The following is a 15453-nucleotide window of genomic DNA, read 5'->3' on the forward strand; positions in this document are numbered from 1 at the left end:
CAAGCCCCGCCGCTTCACCAGATGTTTCAATCCGGTCAGGAACTGCCCTTCCCCGTCATGAAAATACTCAGGAGCAGGCGGGGTGCGGGGGCCGGCCCCCGCACGGGCCGTCACAACACGTAGCGCGATATATCCGCCGAGCGCGCCAGCCCGCCGACATTCTTTTCGACAAAGGCCTCATCCACCACCACCGCCTCGCCCGGGCGGTCCGGCGCGGTGAAGGAAAGCTCTTCGAACACCCGCTCCATCACCGTGTAAAGCCTGCGCGCCCCGATATTCTCGACCGAGCGGTTCACCTCGGCCGCGAGAGCCGCAATCGTCGCGATCCCGTCTTCGGTGAACCGGACCGCCACCTCTTCGGTCGCCATCAGCCCGGTATATTGCCGGGTCAGTGCATTGTCGGTCTCGGTCAGGATCCGGACGAAATCGCCCTCGGTCAGCGCCTCAAGCTCGACCCGGATCGGCAGACGGCCCTGCAACTCGGGCAAAAGGTCCGAGGGTTTGGCGATATGGAAGGCACCGGAGGCGATGAACAGGATATGATCGGTCTTCACCGGCCCGTATTTGGTCGAAACGGTCGTCCCTTCGATCAGCGGCAGCAGATCACGCTGCACCCCCTCGCGTGAGACATCGGCGCCCCGCGCCTCGGATTTCGCACAGATCTTGTCGATCTCGTCGAGGAAGACGATGCCATCCGCCTGCACCACCTGCAGCGCGCGCGCCTTCACCGCCTCGTCATCCAGCAGCTTGTCGGCCTCCTGGCCCAGCAGCAGATCATAGCTGTCCGCCACCGTGACCCGCTTCTTCGTCGAGCGCTGAAACGCCTTGCCGAACATTTCCTGCAGGCCCTGGAGCTGCATCTCCATCCCCTGGCCACCTGCCATCATCGGCATCGCGGGCAAAGGGTCCTGCACTTCGATCTCGATCATCGTGTCATCAAGCTCGCCCGCGCGCAGTTTCTTGCGAAACATCTCGCGGGTCTGTTCGCGCGCATCCTTGCCGGCAATCGCCTCGATCACCCGCTCCTCGGCAGCACGTTTCGCCTTTTCGCGCACTTCATCGCGCATCATCGCGCGGGTATCGACGATGGCGACATCCATCAGATCACGGATGATGCTTTCGACATCGCGGCCGACATAGCCGACTTCGGTGAATTTGGTCGCCTCGACCTTGAGGAACGGCGCTTTCGCGAGCTTTGCCAGCCGGCGCGAGATCTCGGTCTTGCCGACGCCGGTCGGCCCGATCATCAGGATGTTCTTCGGATAAACCTCGTCAATCAGATCGGCGGGCAGACGGTTCCGGCGCCAGCGATTGCGCAAAGCCACAGCCACGGCGCGCTTGGCCTCTTTCTGACCGATGATGAAACGGTCCAGCTCCGAGACGATCTCGCGGGGGGTCAGGTCGGTCATACTTCAGGCCTCGAATAGGGGGGCAGCCGGTCTTTGCCGGGGAAATCGGGAAGGGCGCGCATCAGCCAGCCGCGCAACTGCACCCACCAGGTGCCGATTGCGGTGATCAGCGCGCCCAGAAGCAGCAGCGCAAAGGCCCAGGAGCCGAAATCGCCTCCCCCCGTCGCCCAGACGATCACGAAAGCCATATAGCCAATCGCAGCCGAGACAAATGAACGCCGGTCGATCACCAGTGCCAGCCCGGTGATGATCAGCAGCGCGATCAGCAAAAGCACCATCCCGCCCGATCCGTAAAGCGTCACCGCCACGGTATTCACCAGTGCGAAAGCCGCCAGCAGATGCAGCCAGAAGGCAGTTGCGGCATTCCTGCCCAGCCGGTGCGGGTCGCGCATGTCGAACCACATCCCCGCAAGGAAAGCCACGATGCCGAAGCCCAGCGTCGCGAAAGCAAAAGCCGGGCTTTCGCGCAGATCAAAGAGCCCGTTCATGCCTCCGGAACGCGTTCCGATGGCCAGCCCGATCAGTGCTTCGGTCGAGGTGGTCAGCGCATAAAGCGTCAAAAGCGCAAAGCCGCCCAGCACGAACATCGAGAATGGCAGCCGGAACCGGCGATACCAGGCCGCCATGCCCAAAGTCGCCACCAGCGGCGGCAACATCAGAATAAAGCGCGACGGCTGGCCTGCGCTTTGTAACACAAGCGTTGTCACCGCGATCAGCAGGCCGCCGCCAAAGACCAGCGCCAGCACCATCGACGGCAGGTTCATCCGCCGCCTGAGCGTGAAATATTCTGCCCACCACCAGGCGATCCCGGCGGCGATCAGCGGCAGGACAATGGCAATGGTCGCGCCACCGGCCCAGGCAATCAGCGAAAGCGAACCCGACAAAAGGATGATCAGGCCGATCGAGATGAAGATCTCGGAAAAGCCTTTGAAGAACTCGAAAGGCTCGTCTTCCGCCGGCATCGCCGCGCGCTGTCCGGCGCGGGCGGTGATCAGCGTCGACAGGGACGCGGCCTGAGCCTCGGTCAGGATACCGGCCTGAACGCCGGCGCGAAGGTCATCAGAGATCATTTGCGGATCGTCTCCACCGTCAGATTTCCATTGGTGTAGACGCAGATCGACGCCGCAATCGCCATGGCTTTGCGCGCCACGTCCTCGGCCGGCAGATCGGTCTCCATCAGCCCGCGTGCGGCGGCGAGCGCGAAATTGCCGCCCGAGCCGATGGCCGCGACATCATGTTCCGGCTCCAGCACATCACCCGCGCCGGTCAGCACGTAAAGCTGGTCCCCATCGGTGACGATCAGCATCGCCTCGAGATTGCGCAGATATTTATCCATCCGCCAGTCTTTCGCGAGATCGACACAGGCCCGTGCGAGCTGTCCGGGTGCCGCTTCGAGCTTTTTCTCAAGCCGCTCAAGCAACGTGAACGCATCCGCCGTCGAACCGGCAAAGCCCACCACCACATCATGTCCACCAGGGGAAAGCCTGCGCACCTTGCGCGCCGTGCCCTTGATCACCGTCTGGCCCAGGCTGACCTGGCCATCCCCCGCCACCACAACCTCGCCCCCCCGCCGCACGGCGAGGATCGTGGTCCCGTGCCAGCCGGGGAATTTGTCGTCAGCCATGGGAATGCCCTTCGCATTGTTCCGTGCCCCTATATGGAGCGCCGGCCGGACTGGCACAAGTCAGCGGCGTAAGGCTGGACTTCCGGGGTACAGGCGGCCATGATCACCTGTCTTTCATGACCCCGACCCAGGCGAGCCCGATGTCCAGCCCGATTTCCAGCCGGAACCTACCGAACATCACGGCCCTGTTCCCGGTGCTGATCGGAACCTGCGCCCGCAATGGCTTCGGGTTGCCGCGCCGCTGAGCCGGCGGGCAACCCCCTCCTTCTGAACCTGCTTGATTTTGACAGACCGCGCCTCGCGCGGCTTCAGCTATGGGACAGCCATGACAGTCTGGAACGATCTGGCCCGCGCCACCAATGCGGCGGGCGATGAAATCCTTTTGCGCCAGCGGGATAGCCTTTATGAGATCCGCTATAACGGCATCGAGCTGATGTCGAACCTCAACCATCAGTCCGAAGCGGTGCTGGCGACGCGCGCGCTGCGTCTGCTTGGCCGTGCGCCGCGCGATGTGCTGATCGCCGGGCTTGGCATGGGCTACACCTTGCGCGCCGCGCTGGATCTGGTGGGACCAGGTGCGCAGGTGACGGTATGCGAACTGGTGCCGGAAATCGTCGCCTGGAATCACGGGCGGCTCTCGCATCTCGCCGGTCATCCGCTGAGCGACCCGCGCGTGAACGTTGAAATCGCCGATGTGACGGCGGTTCTGGCGCGCAATCCTGGCCGGTTCGACGTGATCCTGATGGATACCGATAACGGGCCGGACACGCTGGTGCGGGAAACCAATGGCGCGATCTATACCGAAAGCGGGCTGAGCCGCAGCCGGGATGCGCTGGCCAAGGGCGGCATTGCCGCTTTCTGGTCAGCCGAGATCGCCCCCGGTTTCGAACAGCGTCTGACCCGGCAGGGCTGGCCCTGGCGGCGGGATGATATCGCGCTGGTTCCGGGGCGGGTCGATGCGATGCATCACATCTATTTCGCCGCTGATGATGCGGCGGCTCTGGGTCTGAAAAAGGCCGCCTGAAACGAAAACGGCCCCGGGTTTCCCGGGGCCGTTTGTATCTTTGCGACGATCAGATTGCCGCCTTGATCCAGTTGTCGAGCGCGGCTTTCGGCGCGGCACCTACCTTGTTGGACACGACCTGGCCATCCTTGAACAGGAACAAAGCCGGGATACCCCGCACGCCGAGCGCCGCCGGGCTTTCCGGGTTCTCGTCGACATTGACCTTCACGATCTTGACCTTGCCGGCATATTCGGTCGCCAGCTCTTCCAGAGCCGGGCCGATCATCCGGCACGGGCCGCACCATTCGGCCCAGAAATCCACCACCACCGGCACGTCCGACTGGCGGACTTCGGCGTCGAAAGTGGCATCGGTAACAGCGACAGTTGCAGCGCCCATGGCGGTCTCTCCTGAGAATTGGGTTATATGGAAGCTAGGTTTGCCCCTGGCGAACGTCAAGGACCGGTCCGGCTGATCAGGCCTGCGCGCGCTGCAAGGCGGCCTGGACCCTGGCGGGATCCACCGGCATCAGCCGGGGCACCCTGGTCCAGAGGATCGCAGTCGCAATCTCGCGCCCGGGGTAAATCAGCGCCGCCGCATGGGCATAGGCGCCAAGCTGGCGCAGATAGGGCTCGGGGATGCCGTCCTCCGTGTCGGGCACCACCGCGTTCGATTTGAAATCGACCACAGTGATGCGCTCGGGCGTGATCACCAGCCGGTCGACCGAACCGGCCAGCCAGCCGTCATTCCAGGGCGCCGAAAGCTCGGCCTCGGCAAGGCTTCCCGGCCCGAACATCCAGGCCAGATCCGGCGCGGTCAGAATCGCGCGCGCCTCATCCAGAAGCACTTCGCCCGCGCCCAGCCGGGCCGCGAGCTCGGGCCAGGCCGCAACCGGCGCCTCTGCCAGATGCTGCAGCAAAAGATGCAGCCTGGTGCCGCGTTCCAGCGGGTCATCTTCCTCGAAATCCAGCACGAGATGGAAGCGTCCGCCTTCGACCTTCGCCTCGCCGCCGCCGAGGCCCGAGGGCGACCAGATCCGCGGCGGCGCCACTGCGCCCGGCAGCGGCGCGAGGCTGAGCGCATGCGGCACCTCTGGCGCGGCTGCCGCCGCAGGGGCATCCCCCGGCCAGTCACCAAACCCAAGACGGATGCGCCCGTCCTTGCCCGGCACGGCGCCCAGGACCCCGGCCCCCGTCAGCACCGAATGGTGCCATGACCCCGGCCCTGCCTCGCCCGCCGCCGCAACGATCAGCCAGTGCTTCGCCCGCGTCATCGCCACGTAAAGCAAGCGCAGGTTTTCCGCCTCACGCGCCGCCGCGCGGGCGACTTTGGTTTCGGCCACGAGGCCGGTATCTTCCGCCTTGCGCCCCGACCAGGTCACCATGCCCTCGCCGATCGCGAGGATCATATCCTTATCGGTCAGCCGCCGGTCGCCGGTATCGGGCAGGATCACCACCGGCGCCTCAAGCCCCTTTGATCCATGCACCGTCATGACGCGGATCAGCCGCCCCTCGCCCTCGGCCTGGCGTTTGACCTCGACCTCGCCGGCATCCATCCAGACAAGGAACCCGGTCAGACTGGGCACTTCGCCGCGCTCATAGGCCAGCGCCTGCTGGCTCAGCTCGTCAATCGCATCCGCCGCCTCATCGCCCATCCGGCCCAGGAGCTTTGCGCGCCCCTGGTGCCGCGTCAGCACCCGGTCCAGCAGATCATAGGGCCGCATATATTCGGCAAGCTTGCGCAGATCATCCAGCACGGAGAGCGTCCCGGGCTCGTCCAGATGCCGCAGACGCTCCCAGAGATAACCCTTGCGGCCATGCGCCAGCGCGTAAAGCCGCGCCTCGGACCAGCCGAACAGTGGCGAGCGCAGCACCTGAGCCAGCGCCAGATCATCCTCGGGCGTGTTGAGGAAGGAAAGCAGCGCCAGCAGGTCACGCACCGCCAGCTCGCCGGTCAAAGTCAGCCGGTCCGGCCCGGCAATCGGCAGGCCCGCGGTCTTGCAGGCGCGGATCACCGCATTGAAGATCGGCCCGCGCCGCTGCACGAGGATCAGGAAATCCCCGGCATGAACCGGACGGAACCCGCCAGGCGCGCGGTGATCCGGGATCTGTCGGCCCTGCGCAATCATCTCCCCGATCTCAGCCGCAATCTGGCGGGCCAGCACCTCGGTCGCGTCTTCCTCGCCGACCTGGTCGATGGGGTCGAACCATTCGCCCGGCTCCGGGTCCTCGGGTTTCGGCACGACCGGCCAGATTTCCACCCGCCCGGGGAGCGCCTCATGGAAGGGGCGGTGGCGGAAGGCGCCGCCAAGCGCCGCCTCGGCCTCGCCGGGGAAGGACTGGTCGACAAGATCCAGCAGCGCGCGCGACGAGCGGAAGGAATATTCCAGCGCCTGTTCGGTGACCGGCACACCCGCCGCCGCAAAACCTTGCGCGAAACGGGTTTTCACCGCATCAAACCCCGCCACATCGGCGCCCTGAAAGGAATAGATCGACTGTTTCTTGTCACCGACCACGAAAAGTGACCGCTCGGTGTCGCGCGCACCTTCGCCCGCCATGAACTCTTCGGTCAGCGCCGCGATGATCTTCCATTGCGCGGGGGATGTGTCCTGGGCCTCATCGACCAGCACATGGTCGATGGAACCATCCAGCCGGTAAAGCACCCAGGGCGCAACGCTCGGGTCGGTCAGCAGCGCCGTCGCGCGGGTGATGAAATCATCGAAATCGAGCCAGCCATGCATGGCTTTCGCGCCCTCATAGCGGCGCAGGAAATCGGCGGCGAACCGGTGCAGCGCCAGTGCTTTGCGAAACGCGGAAAGGCCAAGCCGCAGCGCCCGCCCGCCTTCGACCCGGCGCATCAGCGATTGCAGCCCGTCGAGATGCGTGCCCAGCGTCAGACGGCAGTCTTTGGTCGGGAAAGTATCCAGCTTTGCCCCGAACGGTGCTTTCGCCGTGGCGCCGAACAGGAACAGCCCCTCCAGCACCGGCAGTGCCGCGATCCCCAGCGCGGGCAAAGCCGCCAGCACAGCCCCTGCCTTCTGGTCGGTCACCTTTGACGAGGCCATCAGCACCGGCGCCACCGCCGCCAGCATGGCCTGATCGCCTGGCCCGAAGACCTCTTCCTCCAGCGCCGCCTCATCAAGGCCAGGCGGCAGCCCGAAGGCCACCCGCAGCGCGGCCTCTTCCGGCACCTGCATCAGCTCGGCCCGCATCCCCGTGAGTTTTGCGAGGAAAGGATCGATCCGCTCGCCCACTTCGGGCAGGATCGCCTCGAACAGCCCGCGCGCCTCGCCTTCGGCCATTTCCTCAAGGATCTGGTTGCGCAGAAGTTCAGCCGACCGGTCATCAAGCTCGCTGAAAGACGGGCTGACCCCGGCCTCCAGCGGAAAGCGGCGCAAGAGACCGGCGCAGAACGAGTGAATGGTCTGAATGCGAATACCGCCCGGCGTCTCGATGGCGCGGGCAAAAAGCTGGCGGGCGCGTTTCAGCGCGGCTTCCGACAGATCGCGACCTTCGCCCAGATCGCCAAGGTTCCGGCGCAGCCCCGCATCCGGCGCCATTGCCCATTCCCCCAGCCGGCGGAAGAGACGGTTCTGCATCTCGGCGGCGGCGGCCTTGGTATAGGTCAGGCAGAGGATATTCTGCGGGTCGGTCCCGCGCAGCAACAGCCGCGCCACCCGGTCAGTCAGCACCTTGGTCTTGCCCGAGCCCGCGTTGGCCACCAGCCAGACATTGACCGAAGGATCTGCCGCCGCGATCTGCGCCAGCGATGCCGGATGCTGGGTCATGTCCTGTCCTCCGGCATATCTTCTGGCATCGCCTGTTCGGTGATGTCCCATTCGCCAAAGCGCGCGAGGTCGTCATAATCGCTGCGCTCCCGCGCTCCGAGCATGGCCTGGCGCGCGGTATAACCCCGGTCCGGGTCTTCCCAGGCGCGGACCAACTTGCGGAATTCCTCAAGCAGGCGGTGCAGGTCATCGGGGCCAAGGACGGCGGAAATCGTCTTCAGATCGGCGCTCAGGCGGATATAGGCAATCTCGACCTCATCGGGGAAACCTGCCTCGGGAAAGCCTCCCAGGCTTGCCATCACCGCCGCCAGATGCAGCTGTTTCGCGAATGCCGCCTGTTGCTTTTCGGTGGGCGGCGCACCGGTCTTGTAATCGACGATCCTCAGCCTGCCATCCGCCGTCACATCCAGCCGGTCGGGCTTGCCCACGAGCACGAAATCCGGATCCTTCAGCTCGACCCGGTATTTCTGTTCCAGCGAGACCACCTCGCCGCCCTCGGCCAGCAGCCCCTGGACGAAGGGCAGCGCCAGCTCGGCCATCCGCGCCCGCCAGATCGCACGCATCGCGGGCCAGGCCACGTCTTCTTCCAGCACGCGGTCGGTGATCCGCATCAGCGCGGCTGCGGCCTCGGTTGCAGTCGGCGGCAGGCCTTCGCGCAACAGCGCCTCGGGCACCTTGTGCAGGATCTCCCCCCTCAGCCGCGCATCCGCCATCGGGCGCAAGGGCATCAGCGGGCGCAGCCGCAAGAGATGGCGCGCATAGATCGCATAAGGGTCGCGGATCAGCTTTTCGATTTCGGTCAGCGAAAGGGATTTCGGGCGGTCCGAGACTTTCGGGCGCGGCGAGGGCCGGCGCGCGCGCGCAGACAGGATCGGCGCTGCCACAAGTCCCGCATCCGCGATCAGCCGGTTGCCGCGCGCCTTCATCGCGGCCAGCGCCGACCGCCCGCCCTGATCCGGCAGACCGTCGAGCAGGTTCATCAGCCGGTTCAGCCAGCGCGACGGCACGGTTTCGGCCTCGGCATTCCTGTGCGCATGGCTCAGCACCACTTCGGGCGCCGCGACCGCCATCTGGAAATCATGCGCCGACAGGCCGATGCGGCGTTCCGGCAGCAAAAGCCCCAGCTCCATCCGCATCTTGCGGTTCAGCCAGGGGTCGGGGTCGGGCTGCGCCGGCCAGACGCCCTCGGTCAGGCCGGCGAGCACCACAAGATCCGCGCCCTGGACCCGCGCTTCCTGTGCGCCAAGGATCACGATCCGCTCATCCGCCGGGATCAGGCTGCGCACCTGGGCGCGGTTGATCACCCCATCCGCCAGCGCGGCATAATCGCCGAGGCCGAGATGCAGCGCGCCGGGCGCCTCGGCGGCGAGGTCTTCGATCACCCGCAGCGCCGCTTCGCCCGCCGCATCCTGCCAGAGCCGCCCGGTGCCCGCATCGGTGCCGCGCGCGAAAGCCTCGGCCAGCGCCCGGTGGCGGGAGATAAGATCGGGGAGCGGCGCCGGGGCGCAGGCCTCCAGCTCTGCCAGCACCGCCCCAAGCCAATCGGCCCAGGGGGCCGCGAAAGGGTCGCGCTGTTCTGCCGCCCAGGCCTGCAACGCCGCAAGATCGGGATAGGCCGGGCCACGGGCGCGCAGCCGCAGTTCCAGTTCATGCACCAGCCGCAGATGCGGACCGCGCTGTTCGGTCGAGAAACACAGCGGGTGCTTGAGGAGTGTCAGCACCTCGTCCGCCATCAGCCGCCTGCCCATGCCGCGCGCGACCAGCCGCAGCATACGCCCTGCCGGGCTGTGGATCAGAGGCGAACCTGCGGAATCGTCCGGCACCAGCCGCCAGCGGTCCAGCGCCGCCGTCACCCGCCGAGAGAGGTAACGGTCAGGGGTCAGAAGCGCCGCGCGCTTTCCCGCCGCCACCGCCTCGCGCAGACAAAGGGCAATCGCCTGGGCCTCGTCACGCGGGCTCGTGGCCTCGATCAGGGTCATGCGCGCGGTTGCAGCCTGCAAATCACCCAGATCCGGTCCCTGCGCGATCCATTGATCGGTGACCGGCGCCGGGCGAAGCGCCAGCGAAATCAGCCGGTTTCGCCCGGAATCTGTGCTGCCCTGGCTGTCCCAGCGCCGCACGCCATCCGGGCCAAGGCCCAGCAACTGCATCAGCCGGTGATAACGATATTGCGGGTGATCTTCCTGGCCGGTCCCGTCATCAAGGCTGGCCCAGACCGCATCCGGCTGGTCGAAATCATAGCCAGGCACCAGAATCGCGCCCTGCGGCAGCCGCGCCACCGCCTGCATCAGCAAAGCCGAAGTCCCGCGCGACCCGGTCGATCCGGCGACAATCACCGGATCGGGGGTTGGTGCCGCCTCCCAGGCGCTGATCTGCGCCAGAAGTGCCAGCCGCAGCCGCGCCTCGCTGTCGGGCGCGGCGCCTTCGGTGAAGAACTGCGCGATCAGCGAGACGAAACGGCGGGTGCGCGACCAATGCGCGGCATGTCCCTCGATATCGAGGAGGTCGAGCGCGCCCGGATCGACCTCTTCCGCCCGCATCTCATCCATCAGCCCTGCGAGGCTGTCGGCAAGGTCGTAAAGCGCGTGACGCGGCGCGAGGTCGGGCTCTGCCGCCAGAAGCCGGTCGATCAGCACCGCCAGTTCCAGCCGTCGCCCCAAAGGCGAGGCGGCCTCCACCTGGCCGGTCAGAAGCGGGTCACTCCCCGGCTCTGACACAAGTTTCAGCCGTGGCAGAAACCCGGCCCCCTGGGCCAGCAGCGTCTCGCGCAGCCGGCGGCGCATCCGCTGGCTGTTGAGATAGATCGTCACCCGCGCCATGGCTTCGGGCGGCTGGCCCGCAAGCCGCGCGCGCAGACCTGCCGCCAGCCTTGCGGGAAAATCCACGCCCGGGGGCAGGCCAAACAACCGGGGTCCTGGTTCAGGGAACATCATTGTGCCAGCAAAGCCTCAGCCTCGGCGAGGCCCTCGGGGCTGCCGACATCGCACCAGCCGCCCTCCCAGACCAGACCACAGGCGCGGCCATTCCGGATCATTTCATCCCAGGCAAGGTTCAGCGAAAACACCCGCTCCGGATGGCGAGACAGCCAGTCCGTGCCCAGGATCTGCGCGCCGAGATAGACCATGCCATTCGGGTCCAGATCCTCGCCCGTTTCACTGTCGCGGCGCATCCGGGACAGGCAGCCATCCCCGCCCAGCGTGAAATCCGCGCCGCCTTTGCGGCCCGGCAGACCGTCGCGCGGTCTGACCAGCAAGAGCGCATCCATCTTCACCGGATCCCAGGCCTGCGCCAGCGCGCTGAGCGGGTTGCCCCCCGTCCAGACCACATCCGGGTTCAGCGTCATCACCGCGCCATGGCCAAGTGCCGGCAGGGCCGCCTTCAGCCCGCCACCGGTCTCGAGGATCTCGGGCTCATGACTGATGCGGACGGGGCGGCCCCTCAGGTGATCCGCGATCTGCTGCGACAGGTAATGCGTATTGACCACCATCGGGTCACAGCCTGCCCCGGCCCCCAGATCCAGCGCGCGGTCGAGCAGGCTGCGCCCGGCGACCCCGATCAGGGGTTTCGGGCGGTTCAGGGTCAGTTCGCGCATGCGGGTTCCGAAACCCGCGGCAAAGACCATCAGGGGGAAGGTTGGCTGCATGACCTGATCCTCTCGATGATGGCGGGGGTGGGGTCTGGCAGGATGTTCAGAACTTCGCCGCGCAGATCCTTCAGCGCCGGATGGGCGAGATTGCGCATCAGCTGGCCCCAGACCCGGGGCAGAAACGCAAGATAGCGGTCCTTGCCCGCCACCATGGTCAGCCGTGCGAAAATCCCGATGATCCGGAGCGCCCGGAGCGCCCCCAGCACCGCATAGGCCGCCGTGATATCGCCCCGCCCGGTCTCTTGCGCGAAATGCGCAATCATCGCGGCCTCGACCCCGGGCGAGACGTCGCGGCGCGCATCCTGCAACAAAGACACCAGGTCATATTCCGGCTGGCCAAGCTGGCCGAGCTGGAAATCCAGCATCCCGACCCGCGCCGCGCCCTGGCGGTCAGGCAGCCAGAGCAGGTTCTCTGCATGATAATCGCGCAGGATCAGCACGCGAGGCCCGTCGGCATGGGCGCGGATCGCAGCCTCAAGCGCCTTGAGGAACGGCGCCGCGTCAGGGCGGGTGCCGAGGGCGGCAAAGGCGTAAAACTCCGGCGCCAGTGCGGCTGATGCCGCCCAGTCTGCTGCGCTGAGATCCGGCAGGGAGGCGGGGGGCGCGGCACCCTGCAGGCGGATCAGCACATCCACCGCCGCCGTGTAGAGGGGCATTTCCGGCGCGGCACCCGCCTCAAGCAGCCGCGCATAAACGCCGTCGCCCAGATCCTCGATCAGCATGAGGCCGAGCGCCTCATCCATTGCCAGGGTCACCGGAGGCGAGAGGCCAAGCCCCGCCAGATGCGCCCCGATCCGGTGGAAATCACCGATATCATCGCCACAGCCGGGCGGCGCATCCATCAGAACCGCACCGCGATCGCCCATCACCAGTCGCTCATATGACCTGGCCGAGGCATCCCCCGCAAGATGGCTGCGCCGGGCCGCATCCCAGCCCGCCCTGGCCAGGAACTCTGTCTTTTCAGCCTCTCTCATGGCTTACCCGCAAGGCAGGCGAGAAAACCCTCCGGCCCGGTCAGCCCAAGCCGCCGGCCCTCACCCTCATAAGACAGGGTGACGCGGATCGCATCGGCAGGCGCATAGAGCCCCAGCCTGTCGGGCCATTCGATCAGAAGGATATCGCGCCCGATGGCTTCGGCGAGGCCCAGTTCCTCGATCTCGCCAATATGGCTCAGCCGGTAAAGATCGGCATGCCAGACCTCGCCGGCTTCGGTCTCATAGCTTTGCACCAGGGTGAAACTGGGCGAAGGCACGTCGATTTCAGCCCCCGCCATGGCGCGGATCGCCGCCCGGGCGAGATGCGATTTCCCGGCGCCGACCGGGCCCTCAAACAGCACCGTCATCCCGGGCCGCAGGCACAGCCCGAAGCGCGCTCCGAACAGGCGGGCCGCCTCTTCATCGGGCAGGAAAAGATCCAAGGACATCATGGCGCAACTGTCGGCTTTTGCCCGGTCAGGCGCAAGCCTCAGCCGATCTGGCCGCGCCGCCCGGCGGTCTGTCCGCGATCCAGCAGAATGTGATCAAGGATCACGCAGGCCATCATCGCCTCACCAACCGGCACCGCGCGGATACCAACGCATGGGTCATGGCGCCCCTTGGTCACAAGATCGACCTCCTGGCCGAACTGGTTCACGGTGCGGCGCGGCGTCAGGATCGACGAGGTCGGCTTGACCGCGAACCGGCACACAACCGGCTGACCGGTGGAAATGCCGCCAAGGATCCCGCCCGCATGGTTCGACAGGAACTCGACCCCGTCCTGGCCCATCCGCATCTCATCGGCGTTCTCGACCCCGGTCAGCGCGGCCGAGGCCATGCCATCGCCGATCTCGACGCCTTTGACCGCATTGATCGACATCATCGCGCTGGCCAGGTCAGAATCCAGCTTGCCGTAAAGCGGCGCGCCAAGGCCCGGAGGCACGCCCTCGGCCACCACCTCGATCACCGCGCCCACCGAATTATGCGACCTGCGCAGATCATCAAGATAGACCGCCCAGTCCTGCGCCGCGACGATATCGGGGCAGAAGAACGGGTTCTCGCGGATCTGGCCCGCATCAAACCGCAGCCGGTCGATCTTGTGTTCTCCCATCTGCACCATATAGCCAGTAATCGTCACCCCGGGCGCGATCATGTCGAGCACCGCGCGTGCAACCCCCCCCGCCGCGACCCTGGCCGCCGTTTCGCGGGCCGAAGACCGCCCGCCGCCACGATAGTCGCGCAGCCCGTATTTCAGGTGATAGGCGACATCGGCGTGACCGGGGCGGAAAGCTTGAGCAATCTCGCCATAATCCTTGCTGCGCTGGTCGGTATTTTCGATCATCAGCTGGATCGGCGTTCCGGTCGTCACCCCCTCGAACACCCCCGAAAGGATCTTCACCTCATCGGCCTCACGCCGCTGCGTGGTGAATTTCGACGTGCCGGGCTTCCGCAGATCCAGCCAGGGCTGGATATCACCCTCGGTCAGCCGCACGCCCGGAGGACAGCCATCCACCGTGCAGCCAAGCGCCGGGCCGTGGCTCTCGCCCCAGGTGGTGACGCGGAAGAGATGGCCGAAGGTGTTAAGGCTCATGACGGTGCTCCGTGCTGACAGGGCGGGCTGACACAGGCGGCATAGCGCCCGGCCGTCGCAGGTTACAACCTCATTCCACAAAAAAGTGAAGCACGGGGTTGAAATCGCATCGCCTGCCCCCATTTCACGACTGCGGGCCGGGCCCCTCTGGCGCTCAGGGCCAGTTTCTTTCGGGAAACGCCTGGCGTGATGTCGGACCGCATCGGGAAAACGCGCCCGATGGATTGCCCGGCTTTTTCCCGATCCGTTTCCACGGCTCAGATGACGGTCATTCCTTCCGGCGCCTTGTGTAAAGGGCTACAGTCGGATGGAGATCCTGCTGACACTATTTCTGGGCAAGCCGCTCTGGCTCTGGCTCACCTTCCTCGCAATCGTCTTCGTGCTGCTGGTTCTCGACCTTGGCATCCTGAACAAGGGCGACGCGGAAATCGGCGTCGCGAAAAGCCTGAAACTCTCGGCCTTTTACGTCACACTCGGCGTCCTTTTCGCGGGCTTCGTCTGGTGGCAGATCGGGCCCGAGGCCGCAGGCCTCTACCTCACCGCCTTTGTCGTCGAGAAATCGCTGGCGATGGACAATGTTTTCGTCATCGCGATGATCTTCGGCTTCTTCGCGATCCCCCGCAAATACCAGCACCGGGCGCTGTTCTGGGGCATCCTCGGCGTGATCGTGCTGCGCGGGCTGATGATCGGGTTTGGTGCGGCTCTGGTGCAGAACTACCACTGGGTGCTCTATATCTTTGCGGCTTTCCTGATCTTCACCGGCTTCAGAATGCTGCTGGCCAAAGATGACCACGACCCGGATATTGCCAATAACCCGCTGCTGAAATTCCTGCGCCGCCGCCTCAACGTCACCGATCAGCTCCACGGTCATGCCTTTACCGTGCGCCAACCCGACCCGAAAACCGGCAAGCTGAAACTCTTTGCCACGCCGCTCCTGCTGGCGCTGATCATGGTGGAAATCGCCGATGTGGTCTTCGCGGTCGATTCGGTCCCGGCGGTCTTCGCGATCACCTCTGACCCCTATATCGTCTTCACCTCGAATATCTTCGCGATCCTCGGGCTGCGCGCCCTCTACTTCGCCCTCGCCGCCATCCTGCACCGCTTCGCCTATCTGAAATATGCGCTGGCGATCCTTCTGATCTTCATCGGCTCCAAGGTCTTTGTCGCGGATCTCCTCGATCTCGAGAAATTCCCGGCCTCGGTCTCGCTCGGCGTCACCTTCGCGATCCTCGCCACCGGCGTGATCGTCTCGCTGTGGAAGACCCGCGGCCAGCCCGCTCATGTCACCCTCCCGGGCGAGCCGGGCGACGACCACCCTGCCCGCCACTGACCTCTGAAAGGGGCGCTCACCCCGCCCCTTTCATCTGTCCTTAAATATCCCGGGGGGAGAGGCGCTTTTGCGCCTCCGGGGGGCTGGCCCC

General features: G+C 65.8%; 12 protein-coding genes. 2 read left to right on the forward strand and 10 right to left on the reverse strand.

The window, feature by feature from the left end; translation table 11 throughout:
- Nucleotides 1–110: 110 nt before the first annotated feature.
- From hslU to hslV, 3 genes are read right to left on the reverse strand one after another with little or no spacing between them, the layout of a single operon-like run.
- On the reverse strand, nt 111–1409 hold the full coding sequence (gene hslU / locus BLW25_RS13540) for an ATP-dependent protease ATPase subunit HslU (RefSeq protein ID WP_092899877.1): 1299 nt from the start codon (nt 1407–1409) through the stop codon (nt 111–113).
- A complete protein-coding gene (locus BLW25_RS13545; protein WP_092899879.1) occupies nt 1406–2479 on the reverse strand; it encodes a hypothetical protein in 1074 nt (357 codons plus the stop codon). The genes hslU and BLW25_RS13545 overlap by 4 nt, the downstream gene beginning before the upstream one ends.
- Nucleotides 2476–3033 carry an ATP-dependent protease subunit HslV gene (hslV, locus tag BLW25_RS13550; RefSeq protein ID WP_092899881.1) on the reverse strand — a complete coding sequence of 186 codons (558 nt, stop codon included), beginning with the start codon at nt 3031–3033 and terminating at the stop codon, nt 2476–2478. Before hslV ends, BLW25_RS13545 begins: the two co-directional genes overlap by 4 nt.
- A gap of 325 nt (nt 3034–3358) precedes the next feature.
- On the opposite strand from hslV, the gene BLW25_RS13555 reads away from it, so the two are divergent.
- Complete coding sequence (locus tag BLW25_RS13555; RefSeq protein ID WP_092902076.1) at nt 3359–4057, forward strand: spermidine synthase; 699 nt, start codon at nt 3359–3361, stop codon at nt 4055–4057.
- A gap of 49 nt (nt 4058–4106) precedes the next feature.
- Here the strand turns inward: BLW25_RS13555 and trxA are convergent, their stop codons facing one another.
- The 7 genes from trxA to aroC form a co-directional block, all read right to left on the reverse strand.
- A complete protein-coding gene (gene trxA / locus BLW25_RS13560; protein WP_092899883.1) occupies nt 4107–4433 on the reverse strand; it encodes a thioredoxin in 327 nt (108 codons plus the stop codon).
- A gap of 76 nt (nt 4434–4509) precedes the next feature.
- Entirely contained in the window at nt 4510–7821 is a 3312-nt protein-coding gene (addA, locus tag BLW25_RS13565; RefSeq protein WP_092899885.1) for a double-strand break repair helicase AddA, read from the reverse strand.
- Nucleotides 7818–10727 (reverse strand): double-strand break repair protein AddB, encoded by a 2910-nt coding sequence (gene addB, locus BLW25_RS13570; protein WP_253188444.1) that lies wholly within the window; start codon nt 10725–10727, stop codon nt 7818–7820. The genes addA and addB overlap by 4 nt, the downstream gene beginning before the upstream one ends.
- 23 nt (nt 10728–10750) lie before the next feature.
- Nucleotides 10751–11464 (reverse strand): nucleotidyltransferase family protein, encoded by a 714-nt coding sequence (locus tag BLW25_RS13575; protein ID WP_092899889.1) that lies wholly within the window; start codon nt 11462–11464, stop codon nt 10751–10753.
- Nucleotides 11443–12441 (reverse strand): aminoglycoside phosphotransferase family protein, encoded by a 999-nt coding sequence (locus tag BLW25_RS13580; RefSeq protein WP_092899891.1) that lies wholly within the window; start codon nt 12439–12441, stop codon nt 11443–11445. The genes BLW25_RS13575 and BLW25_RS13580 overlap by 22 nt, the downstream gene beginning before the upstream one ends.
- Nucleotides 12438–12890 (reverse strand): tRNA (adenosine(37)-N6)-threonylcarbamoyltransferase complex ATPase subunit type 1 TsaE, encoded by a 453-nt coding sequence (tsaE, locus tag BLW25_RS13585; protein ID WP_253188449.1) that lies wholly within the window; start codon nt 12888–12890, stop codon nt 12438–12440. The genes BLW25_RS13580 and tsaE overlap by 4 nt, the downstream gene beginning before the upstream one ends.
- Nucleotides 12891–12931: 41 nt before the next feature.
- Complete coding sequence (gene aroC / locus BLW25_RS13590) at nt 12932–14032, reverse strand: chorismate synthase (protein ID WP_092899895.1); 1101 nt, start codon at nt 14030–14032, stop codon at nt 12932–12934.
- A gap of 307 nt (nt 14033–14339) precedes the next feature.
- Here aroC and BLW25_RS13595 point away from each other — a divergent pair, with 307 nt between their 5' ends.
- A complete protein-coding gene (locus BLW25_RS13595; RefSeq protein ID WP_092899897.1) occupies nt 14340–15362 on the forward strand; it encodes a TerC family protein in 1023 nt (340 codons plus the stop codon).
- The last annotated feature ends 91 nt before the right edge of the window (nt 15363–15453 follow it).

The sequence above is a fragment of the Rhodobacter sp. 24-YEA-8 genome (genome assembly GCF_900105075.1).
Taxonomy (GTDB): domain Bacteria; phylum Pseudomonadota; class Alphaproteobacteria; order Rhodobacterales; family Rhodobacteraceae; genus Pseudogemmobacter.

What these genes read in the sequence shown, in the direction of transcription:
- hslU (WP_092899877.1), bottom strand. Translation starts at nt 1,409, where the DNA reads ATGACCGACCTGACCCCCCGCGAGATCGTCTCGGAGCTGGACCGTTTC.
- BLW25_RS13545 (WP_092899879.1), bottom strand. Translation starts at nt 2,479, where the DNA reads ATGATCTCTGATGACCTTCGCGCCGGCGTTCAGGCCGGTATCCTGACC.
- hslV (WP_092899881.1), bottom strand. Translation starts at nt 3,033, where the DNA reads ATGGCTGACGACAAATTCCCCGGCTGGCACGGGACCACGATCCTCGCC.
- BLW25_RS13555 (WP_092902076.1), top strand. Translation starts at nt 3,359, where the DNA reads ATGACAGTCTGGAACGATCTGGCCCGCGCCACCAATGCGGCGGGCGAT.
- trxA (WP_092899883.1), bottom strand. Translation starts at nt 4,433, where the DNA reads ATGGGCGCTGCAACTGTCGCTGTTACCGATGCCACTTTCGACGCCGAA.
- addA (WP_092899885.1), bottom strand. Translation starts at nt 7,821, where the DNA reads ATGACCCAGCATCCGGCATCGCTGGCGCAGATCGCGGCGGCAGATCCT.
- BLW25_RS13575 (WP_092899889.1), bottom strand. Translation starts at nt 11,464, where the DNA reads ATGCAGCCAACCTTCCCCCTGATGGTCTTTGCCGCGGGTTTCGGAACC.
- BLW25_RS13580 (WP_092899891.1), bottom strand. Translation starts at nt 12,441, where the DNA reads ATGAGAGAGGCTGAAAAGACAGAGTTCCTGGCCAGGGCGGGCTGGGAT.
- tsaE (WP_253188449.1), bottom strand. Translation starts at nt 12,890, where the DNA reads ATGTCCTTGGATCTTTTCCTGCCCGATGAAGAGGCGGCCCGCCTGTTC.
- aroC (WP_092899895.1), bottom strand. Translation starts at nt 14,032, where the DNA reads ATGAGCCTTAACACCTTCGGCCATCTCTTCCGCGTCACCACCTGGGGC.
- BLW25_RS13595 (WP_092899897.1), top strand. Translation starts at nt 14,340, where the DNA reads ATGGAGATCCTGCTGACACTATTTCTGGGCAAGCCGCTCTGGCTCTGG.